17 protein-coding genes are annotated in these 20,285 nt (G+C 65.1%); 6 read left to right on the forward strand and 11 right to left on the reverse strand.

What is annotated here, in order from left to right:
• Positions 1 to 21 precede the first annotated feature (21 nt).
• From ACPRTJ_RS00465 to ACPRTJ_RS00490, 6 genes are read left to right on the forward strand one after another with little or no spacing between them, the layout of a single operon-like run.
• Complete coding sequence (locus tag ACPRTJ_RS00465; RefSeq protein ID WP_054915726.1) at positions 22 to 2,940, forward strand: monovalent cation/H+ antiporter subunit A; 2,919 nt, start codon at positions 22 to 24, stop codon at positions 2,938 to 2,940.
• Complete coding sequence (locus ACPRTJ_RS00470) at positions 2,940 to 3,284, forward strand: Na+/H+ antiporter subunit C (protein WP_007986256.1); 345 nt, start codon at positions 2,940 to 2,942, stop codon at positions 3,282 to 3,284. Before ACPRTJ_RS00465 ends, ACPRTJ_RS00470 begins: the two co-directional genes overlap by 1 nt.
• Positions 3,281 to 4,966: a monovalent cation/H+ antiporter subunit D gene (locus ACPRTJ_RS00475; RefSeq protein WP_043860101.1), complete on the forward strand. Its 1,686-nt coding sequence runs from the start codon at positions 3,281 to 3,283 to the stop codon at positions 4,964 to 4,966. The genes ACPRTJ_RS00470 and ACPRTJ_RS00475 overlap by 4 nt, the downstream gene beginning before the upstream one ends.
• Positions 4,963 to 5,451 carry a Na+/H+ antiporter subunit E gene (locus ACPRTJ_RS00480; protein ID WP_043860102.1) on the forward strand — a complete coding sequence of 163 codons (489 nt, stop codon included), beginning with the start codon at positions 4,963 to 4,965 and terminating at the stop codon, positions 5,449 to 5,451. The genes ACPRTJ_RS00475 and ACPRTJ_RS00480 overlap by 4 nt, the downstream gene beginning before the upstream one ends.
• Complete coding sequence (locus ACPRTJ_RS00485) at positions 5,448 to 5,726, forward strand: K+/H+ antiporter subunit F (RefSeq protein ID WP_043860103.1); 279 nt, start codon at positions 5,448 to 5,450, stop codon at positions 5,724 to 5,726. The genes ACPRTJ_RS00480 and ACPRTJ_RS00485 overlap by 4 nt, the downstream gene beginning before the upstream one ends.
• Positions 5,723 to 6,094, forward strand: coding sequence for a Na+/H+ antiporter subunit G (locus tag ACPRTJ_RS00490; RefSeq protein ID WP_043860104.1), 372 nt, complete (start codon positions 5,723 to 5,725; stop codon positions 6,092 to 6,094). The genes ACPRTJ_RS00485 and ACPRTJ_RS00490 overlap by 4 nt, the downstream gene beginning before the upstream one ends.
• A 9-nt stretch (positions 6,095 to 6,103) precedes the next feature.
• Here the strand turns inward: ACPRTJ_RS00490 and ACPRTJ_RS00495 are convergent, their stop codons facing one another.
• The 11 genes from ACPRTJ_RS00495 to ACPRTJ_RS00545 all read right to left on the reverse strand — a co-directional run bounded on the left by ACPRTJ_RS00495 (position 6,104) and on the right by ACPRTJ_RS00545 (position 20,271).
• Entirely contained in the window at positions 6,104 to 6,313 is a 210-nt protein-coding gene (locus ACPRTJ_RS00495) for a hypothetical protein (protein WP_235384112.1), read from the reverse strand.
• Complete coding sequence (locus ACPRTJ_RS00500) at positions 6,310 to 6,777, reverse strand: hypothetical protein (RefSeq protein ID WP_043860106.1); 468 nt, start codon at positions 6,775 to 6,777, stop codon at positions 6,310 to 6,312. Before ACPRTJ_RS00500 ends, ACPRTJ_RS00495 begins: the two co-directional genes overlap by 4 nt.
• A 535-nt stretch (positions 6,778 to 7,312) precedes the next feature.
• The gene (locus tag ACPRTJ_RS00505) at positions 7,313 to 7,522 is read right to left on the reverse strand and encodes a hypothetical protein (RefSeq protein ID WP_426427752.1); all 210 of its coding nucleotides are present in this window, start codon (positions 7,520 to 7,522) and stop codon (positions 7,313 to 7,315) included.
• A 117-nt stretch (positions 7,523 to 7,639) separates the two neighbouring features.
• A complete protein-coding gene (locus tag ACPRTJ_RS00510) occupies positions 7,640 to 9,247 on the reverse strand; it encodes a methyl-accepting chemotaxis protein (RefSeq protein ID WP_426427754.1) in 1,608 nt (535 codons plus the stop codon).
• A gap of 162 nt (positions 9,248 to 9,409) precedes the next feature.
• A complete protein-coding gene (locus tag ACPRTJ_RS00515; RefSeq protein WP_043860109.1) occupies positions 9,410 to 9,814 on the reverse strand; it encodes a TraR/DksA family transcriptional regulator in 405 nt (134 codons plus the stop codon).
• 250 nt (positions 9,815 to 10,064) lie between these two features.
• Positions 10,065 to 11,747 (reverse strand): hybrid sensor histidine kinase/response regulator, encoded by a 1,683-nt coding sequence (locus ACPRTJ_RS00520; RefSeq protein ID WP_054915724.1) that lies wholly within the window; start codon positions 11,745 to 11,747, stop codon positions 10,065 to 10,067.
• Positions 11,731 to 12,894, reverse strand: a complete 1,164-nt coding sequence (gene ercA / locus ACPRTJ_RS00525) for an alcohol dehydrogenase-like regulatory protein ErcA (RefSeq protein ID WP_043860111.1) — start codon at positions 12,892 to 12,894, stop codon at positions 11,731 to 11,733. The genes ACPRTJ_RS00520 and ercA overlap by 17 nt, the downstream gene beginning before the upstream one ends.
• Before the next feature lie 122 nt (positions 12,895 to 13,016).
• The gene (gene pqqA / locus ACPRTJ_RS00530; protein ID WP_020289857.1) at positions 13,017 to 13,088 is read right to left on the reverse strand and encodes a pyrroloquinoline quinone precursor peptide PqqA; all 72 of its coding nucleotides are present in this window, start codon (positions 13,086 to 13,088) and stop codon (positions 13,017 to 13,019) included.
• Between the two features lie 109 nt (positions 13,089 to 13,197).
• On the reverse strand, positions 13,198 to 14,718 hold the full coding sequence (gene exaC, locus ACPRTJ_RS00535) for an acetaldehyde dehydrogenase ExaC (RefSeq protein ID WP_043860112.1): 1,521 nt from the start codon (positions 14,716 to 14,718) through the stop codon (positions 13,198 to 13,200).
• Positions 14,719 to 14,847: 129 nt separating this feature from the next.
• Positions 14,848 to 19,425, reverse strand: coding sequence for a hypothetical protein (locus tag ACPRTJ_RS00540; RefSeq protein WP_426427758.1), 4,578 nt, complete (start codon positions 19,423 to 19,425; stop codon positions 14,848 to 14,850).
• A 72-nt stretch (positions 19,426 to 19,497) separates the two neighbouring features.
• Positions 19,498 to 20,271, reverse strand: coding sequence for an enoyl-CoA hydratase (locus ACPRTJ_RS00545; protein WP_043860114.1), 774 nt, complete (start codon positions 20,269 to 20,271; stop codon positions 19,498 to 19,500).
• Positions 20,272 to 20,285: the final 14 nt, after the last annotated feature.

Raw genomic sequence — 20,285 nt, forward strand, 5'->3', positions numbered from 1 at the left:
ACCTCTGCAGATTAGAAATCTATGTCCTTGATAGTTCTACTGCTTCTGCCGTTTGTTGGCAGCTGTCTGGCGGCTGTACTGCCGCACAACGCGCGTAACAGCGAATCACTTCTGGCCGGCCTTGTCGCGCTGGTCGGTACCGTGCAGGTCGCACTCCTGTACCCGCAAATTGCCGATGGCGGCGTCATCCGTGAAGAATTTCTGTGGCTGCCGAGCCTGGGCTTCAATCTCGTGCTGCGCATGGACGGGTTCGCCTGGCTGTTCTCGCTGCTGGTGCTGGGCATCGGCACCCTGGTGTCGCTGTATGCGCGCTACTACATGTCCCCCCAGGACCCGGTTCCGCGTTTCTTCGCGTTTTTCCTGGCGTTCATGGGTGCCATGCTGGGCCTGGTGATCTCTGGCAACCTGATCCAGATGGTGTTCTTCTGGGAACTGACCAGCCTGTTCTCGTTCCTGCTGATCGGTTACTGGCACCACCGTGCCGATGCACGGCGCGGCGCCTATATGGCGCTGATGGTCACCGGGGCCGGTGGCTTGTGCCTGCTGGCGGGGGTACTGCTGCTCGGCCATGTGGTGGGCAGCTATGACCTGGACAAGGTCCTGGCCGCCGGTGACCTGATTCGCAGTCATGCCCTCTACCCCATTCTGCTTCCCCTTATCCTGCTCGGCGCCCTGACCAAGAGCGCTCAATTCCCCTTCCACTTCTGGCTTCCCCACGCCATGGCCGCGCCCACGCCGGTCTCGGCCTATCTGCACTCGGCCACCATGGTCAAGGCCGGGGTGTTCCTGCTGGCCCGGCTATGGCCGTCGCTGGCCGGCAGCGAAGAATGGTTCTGGATCGTCAGCGGCGCAGGGGCCTGCACCCTGCTGCTGGGCGCCTATGCGGCCATGTTCCAGAACGACCTCAAGGGCCTGCTGGCCTACTCGACCATCAGCCACCTGGGCCTGATCACCCTGCTGCTGGGCCTGAACAGCCCGCTGGCAGCGGTAGCGGCGGTGTTCCACATTCTCAACCATGCCACCTTCAAGGCCTCGCTGTTCATGGCCGCCGGCATCATCGACCATGAAAGCGGCACCCGCGATATCCGCAAGCTCAGCGGGCTGTTCCGGCTGATCCCGTTCACCGCCACCCTGGCCATGGTCGCCAGTGCCTCGATGGCCGGCGTACCCTTGATGAACGGCTTTCTGTCCAAGGAAATGTTCTTCGCCGAAACCGTGTTCATCAGTTCCACGGCCTGGGTCGAAACCACCTTGCCGATCATCGCGACCCTGGCGGGCACCTTCAGCGTCGCCTATGCGCTGCGCTTCACCGTCGACGTGTTTTTCGGCCCGCCGGCCACCGACCTGCCCCATACCCCCCACGAGCCGCCCCGCTGGATGCGCGCGCCGGTCGAGCTGCTGGTGCTGACCTGCCTGGTGGTGGGTATCTTCCCTGCGCAGTCGGTGGGCCCGCTGCTGGCCGCTGCCGCACTGCCGGTGGTGGGTGGCACGCTGCCCGAGTACAGCCTGGCCATCTGGCACGGCTGGAATGCACCACTGATCATGAGCCTGATCGCCATGTGCGGCGGCGTGGTGCTCTACCTGGTGCTGCGCAATCAGCTCAAGCGCGGGCGCTTCCTCTACCCGCCGCTGATCGAGCTGTTCAATGGCAAGCGCCTCTTCGAACACGGCCAGGTACTGCTGATGCGGGTGGCGCGCCGCTTCGAGCGCCTGTTCACCACCCGCCGCCTGCAGAAGCAGCTGTTCATGCTGGTGCTCATCGCCCTGCTCGCCGGCGTGCTGCCCATGCTGCAAACCGGGTTGAGCTGGGGCGACCGGCCAAAAATCCCGGGCTCAGGTGTATTCGTGATGCTCTGGCTGATCGCGATCATCTGTGCCATCGGCGCTGCGTGGCAGGCCAAATACCACCGGCTGGCGGCCCTGACCATGGTCAGCGTCTGCGGCCTGATGACCTGCATCACCTTTGTCTGGTTCTCGGCGCCGGACCTGGCGCTCACCCAACTGGTGGTAGAAGTGGTCACCACGGTGCTGATCCTGCTGGGCCTGCGCTGGCTGCCACGGCGTATCGAAGACATCTCGCCCCTGCCCGGCAGCAAGGAGCGCGCTGTGGCACGCCGCCTGCGCGACCTGCTGCTGGCGGTGCTGGTCGGCGGTGGCATGGCCTTGCTGTCGTACGCAATGCTGACCCGCCCGACACCCAACGTGATTTCTTCCTTCTACCTGAGCCGGGCGCTGCCCGAGGGTGGCGGCACCAACGTGGTCAACGTGATGCTGGTTGACTTCCGCGGCTTCGATACCCTGGGTGAAATCACCGTACTGGTGGCTGTGGCACTGAGCGTGTTTGCCCTGCTGCGCCGCTTCCGCCCGCCCAAGGAGAGCATCCAGCTGCCTGCCCAGCAGCGCCTGCTGGCGCCGGACGTGGTCACCGACCTGGTCAACCCGCGTCAGGCCGCCGATACCGCGCTGGGCTTCATGATGGTGCCCGCCGCCCTGGTGCGATTGCTGCTGCCGATCGCGCTGGTGATCTCGATGTACCTGTTCATGCGCGGCCACAACCAGCCCGGTGGCGGCTTCGTCGCCGGCCTGGTGATGTCGGTGGCTTTCATCCTGCAGTACATGGTGGCCGGCACCCAGTGGGTGGAAGCCCAGATGAGCCTGCGTCCGCTGCGCTGGATGGGCACCGGCCTGCTGCTGGCAACCCTCACCGGGGCCGGGGCGATGCTGCTCGGCTACCCGTTCCTGACCACGCATACCGCGCACCTTGACCTGCCGATACTGGGCGACATCCATGTCGCCAGCGCCCTGTTCTTCGACACGGGCATCTTTACCGTGGTGGTCGGGTCCACGCTGCTGATCCTCACCGCACTGGCCCACCAGTCGGTGCGCAGCCACCGGCCGAGCAGCCAGCCCAAACCCACCGTCAACCCGGGAGCCGCCTGATGGAAGAAGTGATTGCAATTGCCATCGGTGTGCTCGCCGCGTCAGGCGTGTGGCTGATCCTGCGCCCACGGACCTTCCAGGTGGTGATGGGCCTGTGTCTGCTGTCGTACGGCGTCAACCTGTTCATCTTCAGCATGGGCAGCCTGTTCATCGGCAAGGAGCCGATCATCAAGGACGGCGTACCCCAGGACCTGCTCCATTACACCGACCCGTTGCCCCAGGCACTGGTACTGACGGCCATCGTCATCAGCTTCGCCATGACCGCCTTGTTCCTGGTGGTGCTGCTGGCTTCGCGCGGGCTGACCGGCACCGACCACGTGGATGGCCGGGAGCCTAAAGAATGAGTGTGATGAACCAACTGATCGTCGCGCCCATTCTGCTGCCGCTGCTGACCGCCGCACTGATGCTGCTGCTGGGCGAAAAGCGCCGGCCGCTCAAGGCCCGCATCAACCTGATCTCCAGCCTGGCCGGGCTGGGTATTTCGATCTGCCTGCTGCTGTGGGTGCAGGAGCAGGGCCAGGCCAGCTCGATTGGCGTGTACCTGCCGGGCAACTGGCAGGCACCTTTCGGCATCGTGCTGGTACTCGACCGCCTTTCGGCACTGATGCTGGTACTCACCGGCATCGTCGGGGTCAGCGCGCTGGTGTTCGCCACCGCGCGCTGGGACCGCGCAGGCGCCAGCTTCCACGCCCTGTTCCAGATCCAGCTGATGGGCCTGTACGGCGCCTTCCTGACGGCCGACCTGTTCAACCTGTTCGTGTTCTTCGAAGTGCTGCTGGCCGCCTCCTACGGCCTGATCCTGCATGGCTCGGGTCGTGCGCGGGTCAAGGCCGGCCTGCACTACATTGCCATCAACCTGCTCGCTTCCTCGCTGTTCCTGGTGGGGGCTGCGATGCTCTACGGGGTCACCGGTACCCTGAACATGGCTGACCTGGCCCTGAAGATTCCGCTGGTGCCCGAGGCCGACCGCGGCCTGCTGCATGCCGGCGCGGCGATTCTGGCCACGGCCTTTCTGGCCAAGGCGGGTATCTGGCCGCTCAACTTCTGGCTGGTCCCGGCCTACTCGTCGGCCAGCGCCCCGGTTGCCGCACTGTTCGCGATCATGACCAAGGTGGGCACCTATACCGTGCTGCGCCTGTGGACCTTGCTGTTCTCCGGTCAGGCCGGCGCTTCGGCGTTCTTCGGCGGCGAGTGGCTGGTCATCGGTGGCCTGGCCACCCTGGGCTGCGCGGCGCTGTCGATCCTGGCGGCGCAACGCCTGGAGCGCATGGCCAGCCTGAGCATCCTGGTCTCGGCCGGCACCTTGCTGGCCGCCATCGGCTTCGGCCAGGCGGCGCTGACCGCCGCCGCCCTGTTCTACCTGGTGAGCTCCACCCTGGCCTTGTGCGCGCTGTTCCTGCTGGCCGAGCTGATCGAGCGCTCGCGCTCGGCCAACGAGATCCCGCTGGAAGACGACACCGATGCGCTGCCCTCGCCCCTGGAATCGCTGCAGCCGCCCAAGGGCATCAACCTGGACGATGAACAGAAGGCGGTGATCGGCCAGGTGATTCCCTGGACCATGGCATTCCTGGGCCTGAGCTTCATCGCCTGCGCGCTGCTGATCATCGGCATGCCGCCGCTGTCCGGCTTCATCGGCAAGCTGAGCCTGATCAGTGCCCTGTTCAACCCCAACGGCCTGGGCGTGCCGGTCGACCAGCCGCTGTCCGCAGCCGGCTGGGGCCTGGTGGCCTTGCTGGTGCTCTCGGGCCTGGCATCGCTGATCGCCTTGACCCGTGTCGGCATCCAGCGCTTCTGGACCCCGCAGGAGCGCCCCTCGCCATTGCTACGGCGCAATGAGTGCATTCCCATCGTGCTGCTGCTGGGGCTGTGCGTGCTGCTGAGCGTGCGCGCCGAACCACTGCTGCGCTACACCCAGGACACGGCGGCCGGGCTCAAGGACCCTGCCAGCTACGTCAATGCGGTACTCGGCACGCGACCGGTGCCCGGCCCCACCAGCGAGGCGATTGCCGGGCAGGTGCAGCCATGAAGCGCCTGTTTCCCGCGCCACTGCTGTCGCTTTCGCTCTGGGGGTTGTGGTTGCTGCTCAACCTCTCGCTGAGTGCCGGCAACCTGCTGCTTGGCGCACTGCTGGCAATCCTGGCACCCATCCTGATGGCGCCGCTGCGTCCGCTACCGGTGCGCATACGCAAGCCGGGCACCATCGTGCGGCTGATTCTGCGAGTGGGGGGCGATGTGGTGATGTCCAACCTGCAGGTTGCCCGTAGCGTATGGCAGGCCGGTGGCCGGCCGCCACGCTCGCGCTTCATCCGTATTCCGCTGGACCTGCGCGATGCCCATGGCCTGGCGGCGCTGTCGATGATCACCACGGTCATTCCCGGCACCATCTGGTCGGAGCTGGCGCTGGACCGCAGCATCCTGCTGCTGCATGTCTTCGATCTGGACGATGAAACGCAGTTCATCGACCACTTCAAGCACACCTACGAACGTCCGCTGATGGAGATTTTCGAATGACTGGCCTGCTCGCCAACGCCATTCTCGCCAGCCTGTTCATCTTTGCCCTGGCCATGGCCCTGACCCTGGTGCGCCTGTTCAAGGGCCCTTCGGCGCAGGACCGGGTACTGGCGCTGGACTACCTGTACATTCTGGCCATGCTGATGATGCTGGTGCTGGGTATCCGCTACGCCAGCGACACCTACTTCGAAGGTGCGCTGCTGATAGCCCTGTTCGGCTTTGTCGGCTCGTTTGCCCTGGCCAAATTCCTGCTGCGTGGCGAGGTGATCGAATGAACTCGACCGTCGAATTGCCGTTCTGGCTTGAAGTGGTCACGGCTGTGCTGCTGGTCGTCAGCAGCCTGTTCGCCCTGAGCGGCGCGGTAGGCCTGCTGCGCCTGAAGACCTTCTTCCAGCGCATGCACCCGCCCGCCCTGGCGTCGACCTTCGGCACCTGGTGCGTGGCCATGGCTTCGATCCTGTACTTTTCGGGCCTCAAGCACTCGCCCGTACTGCACGCCTGGCTGATCCCGATCCTGCTGTCGATCACCGTGCCGGTGACCACCCTGCTGCTGGCGCGGGCCGGGTTGTTTCGCAAGCGCATGGCCGGGGATGACGTACCCGAAGAGGTCAGCAGTGGCCGCGGGCGCGATACCGGGCACTGACACCTGGCCCTATCGAGCTGCCAACACCTGCAGCTCGCGGCGCACCATTGCCGCATATTCCGGCGGGCTCAGCTGATACAGCTGCCCTGCCACCCAGTTCAACCAGGCGCCCTGCAGCACCGCGCGTTGTGCCAGCCACTCCAGGGCCTGGGCCTGGGCGCGGGCCTGATGCTCGGCGTGGAAGCGCGCACGCCCCGACGCCGCAGCGGTACTGCTCACTCGCTGGCCTTGAAGGTCAGTTCGCCCTTGCGCCATTTGGCGGCCTTGGCCGTGGCAGCCTTCAGGGTCTTGGTCAGGCCTTCCTTGATCTGCTCGTGGGCAGCAAACACCATCACCACGGTCTGCCCCTCGCGGAACACGATGCCATGCCCTTCGGGCACGGTCACGAACGCATAATCGCCCAGTTCGTAGACGGTCAGCTTGATGTCGCGAAAGCGGATCTCCAACTTGCCACCTTCGCGGCTGGGCAATACCGCCGCCCGAAAGTGATCGCCCACTTTCAGTTCAAGCCGCTGTTTGTCATCGACCACCAGGGCCTCTTCGGTATCGATCTCGGCAAGGTAGATACCTTCGGCACTTTGTTCGGTCACGTAGACGAAGCGCGATTGAAACTGTTTGACCAACTTGGCCCGCAGGTCGCCCAACACGAAGAGGGCGTGCATATCCAGATTACTGACTGCCAATGATTAATTCCTCAAAACCAGCATCACCCCGCCACCTCGCAGGCGGCACTGCGCCGCAAAGGTCCCGGTTTTCAATTTGAAGTCTGAAAGACTAGTGGATCAGTGCCAGGGTTGTTCGTACGCACAGACACCAGGCTGCGAAGGAAAACACGTCGTGCCCTGCCAGTTGATAACCGGCGGCTACAAACAGCCATTTCCCAAAGTGCAACCGATTTCTCTGACAGCGTGCTCGCTGAAAAAATGCGATAGCTGAAAGAAAGATCCCAGAACGAAGGACCTCTGGACGAACATGTTCACTGCACAGGGAAGCGAATATGCACGAAAACACCGAAACACGTCGAGTGGGCAATACACTAGAAGTATCAAAAAATATCGGGAGCGCATCCGGCAAAACCCGGCCGCGCTACATTGTAGTGCCGGCTGGCGTAGGTTTTTTCCATATCACGGAGTCTGCCACGGGCCGGGTGAAAGGCTTTCGCCGACATCACGGGGAGGCCTGCGACCTGGCAAGGACCCTCGAGGCCAGGCCCCGCGCCTACCCGGCCTGACAGGCGTCCAGCCCCTGCCCATCGAACTCTGCCAGCCAGGCGGCGCGACAGGCGTGTGCCTCGTCACGGCTGGCGAACGCGGTGCCTCTGCGCTCACCGTTGACCAGCACCACCCAGCACACGCGCATGCCCACCGAACGCAGCGAAATGGGAACGCCACTGCCGATCATCACCGCCACATCGACCTTGCACTGCATGATTCCCTCCGGAATTTAATTAGCAGCCTAACGATGAGGCGATGATAAACCCCTGCCCCTTGCGGGAAAAAGCTATCCCCGGCATAGCTGTTTTGCATCAAGCGCAACAAATCCGGCTCAGGAAATCACGCTGTGCTGGGGTCGATAGCCCAGGCGCAAGCCGCCCCAGTGGCGCCCCTGTACCTGGATCGGCACCGACAGGTCATGCATCAGCTCGCCCGTGTCACGGGTATAGGTCTGCAGCAGCACCGGTTGCTGATGGCTGCCGCAACGGATACCGGTACGGTCGTCGAACTTGCGCTTGCTGCGGTTGTGCGCGGTATCGGTCGCCTCGTCACCGGTCAGTGGCTGGCTGAAGGCGTTGTTGTGGGTCGGCACATAGCCCTGCTGGGTACAGGCAATGGCGAACACCAGGCCTTCATGCTGGGCCAGCAGCGGCTCCTGGATCGCGGGCAGTACCTGGTCGGTGTAGTCGTCGAAACGCGTGCGGTAACGGGCCGGGCGGGTACCGGGCAGCAGCTGATACTGGCGATCGAACAGAGCATCGACGCTGATGCGCCCCTGGGCGATGTCGGCCTCGAAGCGTTCGGCAATTTTCTGGGCCCCCTGGCGGGCAAGGTCGTATACGCGCTGGTGGTAGTCATCCAGCCCCACCTCGGCCAGACGCTCGCTGATACGCTCGGCCTGACCTTCCATCTGCACGGCTGCCTGGGCCAGGCGCTGGGTCTGCTGGTCGCTCACCACCAGGTCGCTGCGCATCTGCGCCACGGCCTGGAACAGGCTGTCGAGCTGAGTACGGTTGTTCTCGGTACCGGCAGCGATCGCATCGATCTGCTGCTCGACGCCAGCGGCGAGCCCGGCGATGGCGTCCAGTTGCTCGCCGGTGTGCTCGACCTGGTCCACCCCCTGGTGCAGGTCATCGGACAACTCACGGATCTGTTCCACCACCTGGGCGGTACGCTGCTGGATATCGGCCACCATCAGGCCGACCTCCTCGGTGGCACTGGCGGTACGTCCGGCCAGGCCACGCACCTCATCGGCCACCACGGCAAAGCCACGACCATGTTCGCCGGCGCGCGCGGCCTCGATGGCCGCGTTCAATGCAAGCAGGTTGGTCTGGCTGGCGATGGTCTGGATCACCAGGGTAACCCGGGCGATGTCTTCGCTGCGCTGGTGCAGCGCCTCGATCAGTTCGCGGCTGTCGTTGGCACGGGCGCTGAGCTGGTGCATGCGCTGGATCGACTCGGCCAGCACCGTTCTGCCGGCAGCACTGCTGTGGTGGGCCTCGCGGGCCGCGCCCAGGGCCTGCTGGCTGAGCTGCGAAGTGGCTTTCTCGGTACCGATCATGACTTCGGCACTGCTGACGATCTGCGCCGCCGACACCAGTTGCGATTGCAGCTTGTCGGCCAGTTGCTGCACCGCATGGGCAACGCCAGCGGCAGACAGCGCGTTGTGGCTGGTGGCCTGGGCCAGGTCACGGGTCAGGTCGCCCAGCGGGTCCTGCTCGCTCACCACCTCGGCCGGCCGCTTGCGCATCAACGGCAGCCACAGGGCCAGCAAGGCCAGTGGCAGACACAGGTAGAAGGACACATCGGCAAACGCCATGGCACTGAGCAACACCACCAGCACCAGGCTTTGCAGCGCCGTGCCCGACCAGCGCCGGGCGCCAGTGGACGTACCTTGCAGCGGCACCAGCGTGCCAGGCAGAGATCCTTCTCGCATCATAACAATGGTTCCCGCAGTGTCGTTATTGTGCCCCCATTAAACGCCACTACAAGGCCATTATCCATGCTTCGTTGGATGTAAGACCCTCCTGCTTGATGCAAGGCAAAGAAACGCAAAAGCCCCGGGCTGTGAACCCGGGGCTTGCTGGTACGACAGCGGGCGTCAGGCCTGACGCTGGTGCTTGTCGAGCTGCTCGTGGCGCTCTTGCGCCTCGATGCAGTACTTGGTGGTGGGGCTGATCAGCAGGCGCTTGAGGCCGATCGGCTCGCCGCTGTCTTCACACCAGCCGAAGCTGTCGTCCTTGATGCGGCCCAGGGCAATTTCCAGCTGGGGCAGCAGGCGCTGGTCGCGGTCGATGGTGTTGACCAGCCAGTGACGCTCTTCTTCGACCGAGGCGGCGTCGGCAGGATCAGCAGGGGTGTCCAGGCTTTCGATGGCTACACGACTTTTCTCGATGCGCTCATGGATCTCCACTTTCATCGACTGCAACAGCTCGGTGAAAAAGGCATGCTGCTCAGCGTTCATGTAGTCATCGGCCGGCATGGCCAGCAACTTTTCCTTTGTCATTGATTTCTCTATAAAAAATACGTGCATTTAGGCGATCGGGTGCTACCGGCGAACAGCTCGCCGGCGGCGCAATTCTTCAAGCACCATCCGGCACTCAATTTACAGGGGGCGGCAGTCTAAGGCCGAGTTTCGCAAGGGGCAATACAAATGAAGGTGGTTTTGTCCGAAATGCCCCTCGAACGAGCGTCAACGCTCCCCTGAGGGCGGCCTTTATAGCAAAAAAACTCGTCCGCGGGGGTAGTCTCACTGTTTATCGCACGCCCGCCTCGCCCAGCAGCTGGCTCAGCACCGCACGCAGCTTGCCCGGCTTGACCGGCTTGTTGAGCAATGGCGCGCCCAGGCGCTGCATCGCACGGCGGCTCTGGTCGCTGCGATCGGCGGTGATCATCACGGCGGGTATGGTCACCGCGAAATGCTCACGCAGGTCGCGCACCACTTCGCAGCCGGTCACCCCGTGGTCCAGGTGAAAGTCCGCCAGCACCAGTTCCGGCGCGCGCCCCTGCAACACCTGAAATGCCGTCTCGCGGTCGGTCGCGGTCAGCACCTCGCACCCCCACTGGGCCAGCAGGGCGGCCATGCTCTGCAAGATGCTCAGTTCGTTGTCCAGCACCAGCAGGCGGCGCCCCGGCAGCGGGTCGCCGACGCTCGGCAGCGGTGCTGGCGCCAGCACCGGCGGGCAACGACGTTCGGTGGAGAGCGGCACATCGATGCTGAACACCGAACCGCGCCCCGGCCAGGAGCGCACCCGTACCGGGTAATCGAGGATCCGCGCAATGCGCTCGACGATCGCCAGGCCCAGGCCCACCCCCTTGCGATCGGCGGCGCGGCCCACATCGAGCTGGTTGAATTCGAGAAAGATCGATTGCAGGCGCTGCGCAGCAATGCCGCGCCCGGTATCCCAGACCTCCAGGCGCAGGCAGTCGCCACGCCGCCGCGCCCCCAGCAGGATGCGCCCCTGTTCGGTGTAGCGGCAGGCGTTGCTGAGGAAGTTGCGCAGGATCCGCGTCAGCAGCCGCACATCGGTGCGGATCACCTGGCGCCCGCTGCGCAAACGCAGGCCCAGGCCCTCGGCAGCCGCCACCGGCTGGAACTCCGAGGCCAGCGGCGCCAGCACATCGTCCAGCAGGTACAGGTCAAGGTCAGGCTTGATTGCCGCCTGGTCGAGCCGGGAAATATCCAGCAGATCGCTCAACAGGTCTTCGGCACCTTCCAGCGCCTGGTGCGCGCGCTCCACCAGCAATTGCTCGGCCTGCGGCAACTGGCGCTCGCGCAGGGTCGAAATCAACAGGCGTGCAGCGTTGAGCGGTTGCAGCAGGTCGTGGCTGGCGGCGGCCAGGTACTTGTCCTTGCTGCGGTTGGCGGCCTGGGCCGCATCGCGTGCCTCCATCAGCTGGCGGGTACGCTCGGCCACGCGCTGCTCCAGCTCGTCGTTGAGTTGCTGCAGACGCTCCTGCGCCAGCTTGCGCTCGGTGATGTCGGCGACGAACCCCTCGACCACGCCCTCCTCGTCCGGGCGCAGCAACAGGTTCATCAGCACATCGATGCTGCTGCCGTCCTTGCGTCGCAGCTGGGTTTCGTAACCCAGCAGGGCCTGCTCGCGCTGCAGCACCTGGGCAATGTCCTGCAACTCGGCCTGGCCGCCCACGAACAGGTGGCTGGCCAGGTCACGCCGGGAAAACAGCACCGCCTGGGGGTCGGCATACCCCAGCATGCGCGCCAGCGCCGGGTTGGCGGCGCGCAGGCCATCGTCGAGGCTGGCCTGGAAGATGCCGTGCACCGCATGCTCGAACAGCCACGAATAGCGCTTGCGCTCGGTTTCCAGCTCGTCCAGGCGCGCCGCCAGTTCCGGGTAGTGGCTTTTGCGAACAGTGTGGTTGCTCAGCCCCAGCAGCCCGGCCAGCGCATTCGCGCCAGGCTCAGAGGGCCTCGCCATACACCACCTCGACATCACGCTGGCTCGAGGTCCGCGGGTTGGTGAGGATGCACGGGTCGTCCATCGCATGCTGCGACAGGAACGGAATGTCGCTGCTGCCCACCCCGTGCAAGGCCAGGGTTTCGTGAAAGCCCACGGCGTGCTTGAGCGCGATCAGGTGCTCGACCAGGCGCTGGCGGACCTGATTGTGGTTCAGCCCGCGGCAATCGATACCCAGGGTCTGCGCGATCAACTTGAAGCGATCGGGGGCGGCGCTGTAGTTGAAGGCCACCACATGCTCGACCAGCACCGCATTGCACAGGCCGTGGGGCAGGTCGAGAAACCCGCCCAGGCTGTGGGACATGGCGTGCACCGCCCCGAGGATGGCATTGGAGAAGGCCAGCCCGGCCTGCATGCTGCCGAGCATGATCTTCTCGCGCAGGGCAATGTCCTGCGGGTTGGCGATCATCTGCACCAGGTTGCCGTTGATCAGGCGCATTGCCTCCAGGGCATGGGGATCGGTCAGCGGCCCATGGCCGGTGGACACGAACGCCTCGATGGCATGCACCAGCGCGTCGATGCCGGTACAGGCCGACAGGAACGGGTCCATGCTCAGGGTGGTTTCAGGGTCGATCAGCGACACATCGGGTACCACCGCCTTGCTGACGATGGAGAACTTCATGCGTTCCTGCTGGTTGGAGATGATCACGAACTGCGACACGTCGGCCGAGGTGCCGGCGGTGGTCGGGATCAGGATCAGCGGCGGGCTCGGCACTCGGATGGTGTCGACCCCTTCGAACTCCAGGATGTGCCGGCCGTGGGCCGCCACGATGCCGATGCCCTTGGCGCAGTCCATCGGGCTGCCGCCGCCAACGGCCACGATCACGTCGCACTGTTCGCTGCGATAGCGCTCGGCGCCGGCCATGACCTCTTCGACCCGCGGGTTGGGCGACACGTCGCTGTACAGGCAGTAATCGATGCCCTGCGCCTGCAGGCTGGCCTCGATGTCGCCGACCCAGCCGGCGGCGATCACGCCAGGGTCACTGACCAGCAGTACCTTGCGCGCGCCGAAGGTCCTGGCGTAATTGGCCACATGGTGCCGACAGCCGGCACCGAAGATGATTTCCGGAGAGACGAATTTACGCAACTGGCTCAGGTTCGGGCTCATGCGACGCCTTCTTGTTCTTTTAAGGTAGCGCCAGCCTAAAGCATCAGGAGGGTTTTGCAATCAGACGATAGGGGGGATGCACAAGGCAGCGCCGGTGCCTTGGGGCACCGGCGCAAGAGGGATCAACGGCTGGCGAAGTACATGGTCACTTCAAAGCCGATACGCAGATCAGTGAACGCGGGTTTTTTCCACATAGGTCCATCCTCTTCTGGCACCACAGGATTGCGGTGCGTCTATTAATACACCGTTGCCGGCGCAGGTCGAATGCTACTTTGGAACAGATTTTCCCACAGCCATCGGGCGTCAGAAGAAGCCCAGCGGATTGATGTCGTAGCTCACCAGCAGGTTCTTGGTCTGCTGGTAGTGGTCGAGCATCATCTTGTGGGTTTCACGACCCACGCCGGACTTCTTGTACCCGCCGAACGCGGCGTGCGCCGGGTACAGGTGGTAGCAGTTGGTCCACACGCGCCCGGCCTTGATGCCACGGCCCATGCGGTAGGCACGGTTGATGTCGCGGGTCCACAGCCCGGCGCCCAGGCCGAACTCGGTGTCGTTGGCGATTGCCAGGGCCTCGGCCTCGTCCTTGAAGGTGGTCACGCCCACCACCGGGCCGAAGATCTCTTCCTGGAACACGCGCATCTTGTTGTGGCCCTTGAGCAGGGTCGGCTGGATGTAGTAACCGGTCGACAGGTCGCCGGCCAGGCGCTCGCTGGCGCCACCGGTCAGTACCTGCGCGCCCTCTTCGCGGGCGATGTCCAGGTACGAGAGGATCTTGTCGTACTGCTGCTCGGACGCCTGGGCACCAACCATGGTTTCGGTGTCCAGCGGGTTGCCACGCTTGATCTGGGCGATCTTCTTCATCACCACGGCCATGAACGGCTCGTAGATCGATTCCTGTATCACCGCACGCGATGGGCAGGTGCACACTTCGCCCTGGTTGAAGAACGCCAGCACCAGACCTTCGGCGGCCTTCTCGATGAAACTCGGCTCGGCCTGCATGATGTCTTCGAAGAAGATGTTCGGCGACTTGCCGCCCAGTTCCACGGTGCTGGGGATGATGTTCTCGGCAGCGCACTTCATGATGTGCGAGCCCACCGGGGTGGAACCGGTGAAGGCGATCTTGGCGATGCGCTTGCTGGTGGCCAGCGCTTCACCGGCCTCGCGCCCGAAGCCCTGCACGATGTTGAGCACGCCCGGTGGCAGCAGGTCGCCCACCAGCTCGGCGAACACGGTGATCGACAGTGGGGTCTGTTCAGCCGGCTTGAGCACCACGCAGTTGCCGGCGGCCAGGGCCGGGGCGAGCTTCCAGGCGGCCATCAGCAGCGGGAAGTTCCATGGAATGATCTGCCCGACCACACCCAGCGGTTCATGGAAATGGTAGGCGGCGGTGTTTTCGTTGATCTCGGCGGCGCTGCCTTCCTGGGCACGGATGCAACCGGCGAAGTAACGGAAATGGTCGGCGGCCAGCGGCACATCGGCATTCAGGGTTTCGCGAATGGCCTTGCCGTTGTCCCAGGTTTCGGCAATGGCCAGCACTTCGAGGTTCTGCTCGATGCGGTCGGCAATCTTGAGCAGGATGCGCGAGCGGTCCTGCACGCTGGTACGGCCCCAGGCATCGGCAGCGGCGTGGGCGGCGTCCAGGGCGCGCTCGACGTCTTCGGCGCTGGAACGTGGAAATTCGGCGATGACCTGGGCGTTCACCGGCGAGCTATTGGTGAAGTACTGGCCGTTCAGCGGGGCAACGAACTCGCCGCCGATGTAGTTGCCGTAACGCGGTTTGAAGTTGACAAGGGCGCCTTCGGTGCCGGGAGCTGCATAGATCATGTTCGGGCCTCTGTTGATCCGGGCCTGTCATGACGACAGGCGGTGTACGGATCTTAGGCAGCCCGGGGCGGCTGACGAATCGCCCTTTGGCAGAGGACAACTCGTCATTTGGTAGTAGGCGCGGCGCCGCTACAGGTCCAGGAACAGCGCCCGGGCCGAGCGGCTGTCGATCTGGCTGCGGTAGATCTGGATCACGCGCTCATTGTCGGCGTCTGCCGGCAACTGGTACTGCCCCCCCTCGAACCGCTGTGCGGCGGTTTTCAGATGCGCCGCGGTGTACAGCCCAGGCTCTGCGTCCAGGGTCGCGTAATGAAAGTGCGCGACCCACAGCAACTGCCCCGCCTTGTCGTGGATTTCGTACTCCTGAAGGAAATCCTGGGCATGGCCCTTGCGTTTTCGCGTGGGCTTGCGCGGCTGAAGCCTGTGCAGGCTGACCTCACCCTGGGCCTTGAGGTAGGCCACCCGACTGACCGTCGGCAACTGTGCCAGGGTCATCTGCACACGCAGACGGCGCCCTTCATCACGCAGATGCTTGGCCTGCTCGAGCAGGGCCTTGGCTTGCAGCGCCGCATCCTGGCCGGCAGCAGACCGGTCGGTGTCGTTGCCGGCAGTCAATGCTTGTTCGATCTGCCGGGCCAGCTCGTCAAGCGGGCGCGCCTGGTGCGTCAGGATTTCTTCCATCTCCACCGGAAGCATGGCGGTCCTGGCCTGGGCGACGGCGCGCCTGAGCTGCTGCGCCGAGTCGTTCAGCAACCGCGTGGAGCGCTCCAGCAAGCCCGGCAACTGCGCCTGGGTGGCGCGCGCAGGTGCTGGGCGGGGGCGCTCCACCGGCTGCCAGATACCGGCCTCGGCGGTTTCCTCGTAGCGGGCCAGCTCGCGCTGTTCCACCGGGTCGATCACCACCACCACGTTGCTGTCGGCCCCTGCCAGCCGACGCTGCTGGCCCACCACCACGCCGCGGTTGCGGGTGCGTATCAACGTGCGCGAGCGGCTGCCTGAGGCCGGTGGCGCCGAAGGTTGGCGTGGCAGGTCGCGAATCAGCCCGGCCAGTCGCTTCTGGGCAGCATCATGCAGGGCCTGCAGCACCTGCTGGTACTCCTCCACCTGTGCCGCCCCCTGCAAAACCGCGCTGGAGGCCTTGTACAGCTGGGTGCCCTGCAGTGCACTGGCATAGTGGCGCACACTGCTGTCGAGCATCTGCACCCGTTCCTGATCGGTGAACGCCCCGCCCATCTCGAGCTCCAGTTGCAAGCCCAATCGGGCAGACAATACCGTCTCGTAGATACCCTCGCCTCCGGCGTGCCCGCGGTCTGCCTGCAGCACCAACACCCCCAGCATGTTGATCTGGGACGAACGCCAGGCCTGGACTGCCAGCTCTTCACCGCGCATCGCCTCGATCCTGCTTGCCTGGGCCGGGCCGCCGGGCAGGATCTGGCGCAGCTGCCCGGTCAGGCGATCGAGGGCCTGATAGCAGTCGATGATCTGCTCGGTCAGGGTCTTGGCCCCTTCGAGCAGCACCACCAGTTGCCGATAGGTGGGCGAAGTGCCTTCCAGCACCAGTTCGCGCAGACGGTCCTGACCCTGGCCGCCGCGAAGGTTGTTTATGCCGTCCTTGTTATGCATGAACAGGCTTCGCAAGGCGTACAGCAACTGCACGGTAATGCTGGACTCCTCGAACAGGTAGTTGCCCTGCTGGGCGCGAAAGTTTGCCAGGGTTTTAAGCTGGTTCAGTTGCGCATGGCTTTCCCGCGCCTTGGCCAGCCCCTGCCCGTGCCGTCGCAGATCATCCACATAGCGCTGCAATCGCTCGGCCGAGGGCTGCGGCTCCTGTTTCACCACCTCGTCCAGATCGCGCTTGAGCTGCAAGGCGCTGGCCTGGCGCACCGGCTGGTAGTCGTCCAGTTCCTTCTGCAGAACCTCCACGCGAGCCTGGTTGGCCAGGCGCAACTGCTGGATGCGCCGATTCAGCGGCATGCCGCCACGCAAGCGCAAGCCCAGGTCGAACTGCCAGCTGCCATCGGCGGCGTGCCGCAGCCAGGGCCCGGGAGGCTGTTGCGCGTCGCGGATTCGCAGGCCGGCATCCTCCTCCACCACGGGGTAGACCTGCCCGCTGACACCCACCCACAGACGGTCCTCATGCAGGTACAACCCCTGCCAGGGCCCGTGGCTGATCGGTGCCCCCAGCCCCTCGCGGCCCTGCACGCGCTGCAGGGGCACCAGGCGCGCGCGCTGTTCGCCGTTCAGTCGGTCCGCCGCCGCTGCCCAGCTGAAATCCAGGCTGTCCAGCGCCTGGCCCGAGGGCGAAGCAAGGGCATGGCCGAACTCGGGCTCCAGCACCTGGGCCAGCGGCGACTCGCCCCTCTGCGCAAGGGTTGAGAGCTTGAGCCGGGTGGTATCGGTCCTGCTCGCCAGCAACGTCAGCGCCAGGTTGAACAACCATCCCGCCAGCTGCCCGTCACCCTCGCTCTGGTGTTGCTGCAAGGTATCGCGCAGGCCTGCCGTCAGTTGCACAAGCCAGCCGGCCACCGCAACCGGGCCATTGCACAGTGGCAACAGCGTGTTGAACATCAGCCAGCCCAGTTCGGCATAGGCCGCCCAGCGCTGTTCGCTGGATGACTGCGAGCCGGCCCGGGCGTGGGCCACCAGTTCCTGGGCGCAGCTACGGTACAGATGCACCAGCGGGTCGCCGTCGATCAGCGCGTCGCTGAACGACGCCGGGGCCGGCACCTGAAGGGGAGCGAAGTCTGAGCCGGGCAGAAAGCGCACCGTATGCGGCTGCTCCAGCCCGCCACGCGCGTACACCGGCTGTGCCTTGGCAGGCAGCCGCGCCAGCAGATCATCGTGCAGCGCGCCGGGCTCGCACAACCGCTCGAACAGGGCCTGGCGCGAGCTGAACTCCTGCAGCGGCTCGCGGTGCAGTGGGCGATACAGCAGGCACGGCCCCTGGCGCGGGTCGCGGCCCTCGACCAGGTACGCATTGAGCGCGACATCGGGGTGTGCACCCGCCTCGCGCAACAGGCCCAACGGACGCAGCACCGCGTCGGTTTCCTCGCCACGGCACAGTGCCGTGACACGCCGGGCACTCAGTGCACTGACCCCTTCGCGTTGACGCAGGCAGTACTCCAGCACCAGCATCGGTAGCTGTTCGCGCAACTGATCGACGAACAGCTGCTGGCGACTGGCCGACTGCACAGGGTCATCCAGCAGGCTGTGCTGCAACAGGTCCGGGTAGGTCTGGCCCACATCCAGGCGGGTGACCTGGGCCTTGATGAATGCAAGATCCAGCCATGTCGGCAGCACTGCGCCGCTGCGGCTGCGCAAGGTGACGCTGCCTGCCCTGAGCAGCCCCAGGTTGCCCACCGCCAGTTGGGCCAGGTTCAGCGTCACCTCGCGAATGCTGCCCGCCGGGGCAAAATCCCCCCCACTGCCGCCGGCGCCGGCAATCACCTGGCGGTTGACCAGCTCGACATCCTCCAGCTCGGCACGGGTAAAGCCCGGGTGCCCGGCACGCACCGCCGCCTGCCACTGGGCCCAGGCATACTCCGGCATGCCGGGCAGGTCATGCAGGAACGACTGCCCGCCACTGCGCTGCTGCACCCGCGCCAGGCGCACCAGCATCTCGGTGTACTGCAGGCGCGGCGCCTCGTCAGCGTCGCGCAACCACGTCGGCAACAGCCCGCGCAGGCTGGCCAGGGTCTGGCGCTCGCTCACATCGCATACCTGCACCAGCGAGGTGGCTTCTTCCAGGCGCGCGACCAGCGTCTGCACCGGGTCGACCTGCGAATCGAGAGGTGCTGCGGCGATGGCATCGATCAGGCGCAATTGCTGTTCGAACAACAACCGCGCCTGGGCCTGGAAAATCGACAGTTCGGTCTGGTACAGGTTGAGCTTGAAGGTGCCCGAAGCCTGCGCGCCCCAGCCCCTGGCCAATGCCTCCAGCAGTGCCTGGCGCGAATCGAAGCGATACAGCCCACCCGCCAGGGTGTAGAGCACCACGACAGTGCGCAACTGGCCGAGCACCTGGCGCTCGATCAGCACCGCGCTGGCCAGTTCAGGGTCCAGCCCGCCACCGGGTTCGGCATCCAGGCACAGCAGCGACACGCGTACATCCGCGCCGTTGCCGAACTGCGCGCGCTGCGTCGCCCGTGGATAGATGCCGACCATCGTCGCCGTGGCCAGCTCCAGCCCGTCCAGCACGCCAGCCCCTCGGGCCAGTTCGCAGGCGCTGGAAAAACGGCTTTTGAGGTAATCGGCCAGCCAGTCCCAGCGCGCGGTCTGGCCCGGCTCGGCCTGGCCCCAGTAACAGCTGAGCACACGCTTGTATTCATCGAGCAGCAACGGCCCGCATTCATTGAGCAGGGTTTCGACCGCGTGCAGGTCGACATCGGCGGCCTGCGGATACTCGGCGCCGCGCTGCAGGGTGAGGTAGTCCAGCCCGCTGGCCAGGTTGAGGCAGGTGCGTTCGCAATAGCGCCGTATCAGGGCATCGGCCAGCGTATCGAGCCGCGCGCCCTGCCCCGGCCGCCCCCTGACCAGGGTCAAGGCCGATGGCGCCGGGCCCTTGATCCCGCGCACCTGCCATTGCTGCGCGCACACCTGCGCAGCCACGGCGTGCAACGAGGGCCGGGTGACCATCTGGCGGCCGATGGGGCCGCACAGCGAAGCGTGTGTGGCCAACTGCCCGAAAAGCGTATCTGCTGCATCCATGATGCGACTTCCTTGTGAGTAAAGAAGCCGCAGTACAGCGTCACGCCCTGTCGGGCAGGTGGTAGATGTTGCTCAGCGGTCCTTGAACTGGGCCTCGCGCTTGGCGATGAACGCCGCCATGCCTTCCTTCTGGTCTTCGGTGGCAAACGCGGCATGGAACACCCGGCGCTCGAAGCGCACACCTTCGGACAGGCTCACCTCGAAAGCACGGTTGATGCTCTCCTTGACCATCATCGCCACCGGCACCGACTTGCTGGCGATCTGTGCCGCCACCTTGAGGGCCTCCTCGAGCAGCTGCTCCTTGGGCACGATACGCGCCACCACGCCGGCACGCTCGGCCTCCTCGGCCCCCATCATGCGCCCGCTCAGGCACAGCTCCATGGCCTTGGCCTTGCCCACCGCGCGGGTCAGGCGCTGGGTGCCGCCCATGCCCGGCAACACGCCCAGGTTGATTTCAGGCTGACCGAACTTGGCATTGTCGGCGGCCAGGATGAAGTCGCACATCAGTGCCAGCTCGCAGCCACCGCCCAGGGCGAAGCCGGACACCGCGGCGATGATCGGCTTGCGGCGGTTGGCGATGCGGTCGCTGTCGCTGAACAGGTCGTCGATGTAGATCTGCGGGTAGCTCAGCTCGGCCATTTCCTTGATATCGGCACCGGCGGCGAAGGCTTTCTCCGAACCGGTCAGCACCACGCAGCCGATGTTCGGGTCGGCTTCGAGCTGGTCCAGCGCCTGGTTCAGCTCGCGCACGATCTGCGCGTTGAGGGCGTTGAGCGCCTGGGGCCGGTTGAGGGTGATCAGGCCGACCTTGCCACGGATGTCCAACAGAATGGTTTCGAAACTCATGCAAGCTGCTCCCT

Source organism: Pseudomonas palmensis, assembly GCF_049942755.1.
GTDB lineage: Bacteria > Pseudomonadota > Gammaproteobacteria > Pseudomonadales > Pseudomonadaceae > Aquipseudomonas > Aquipseudomonas palmensis.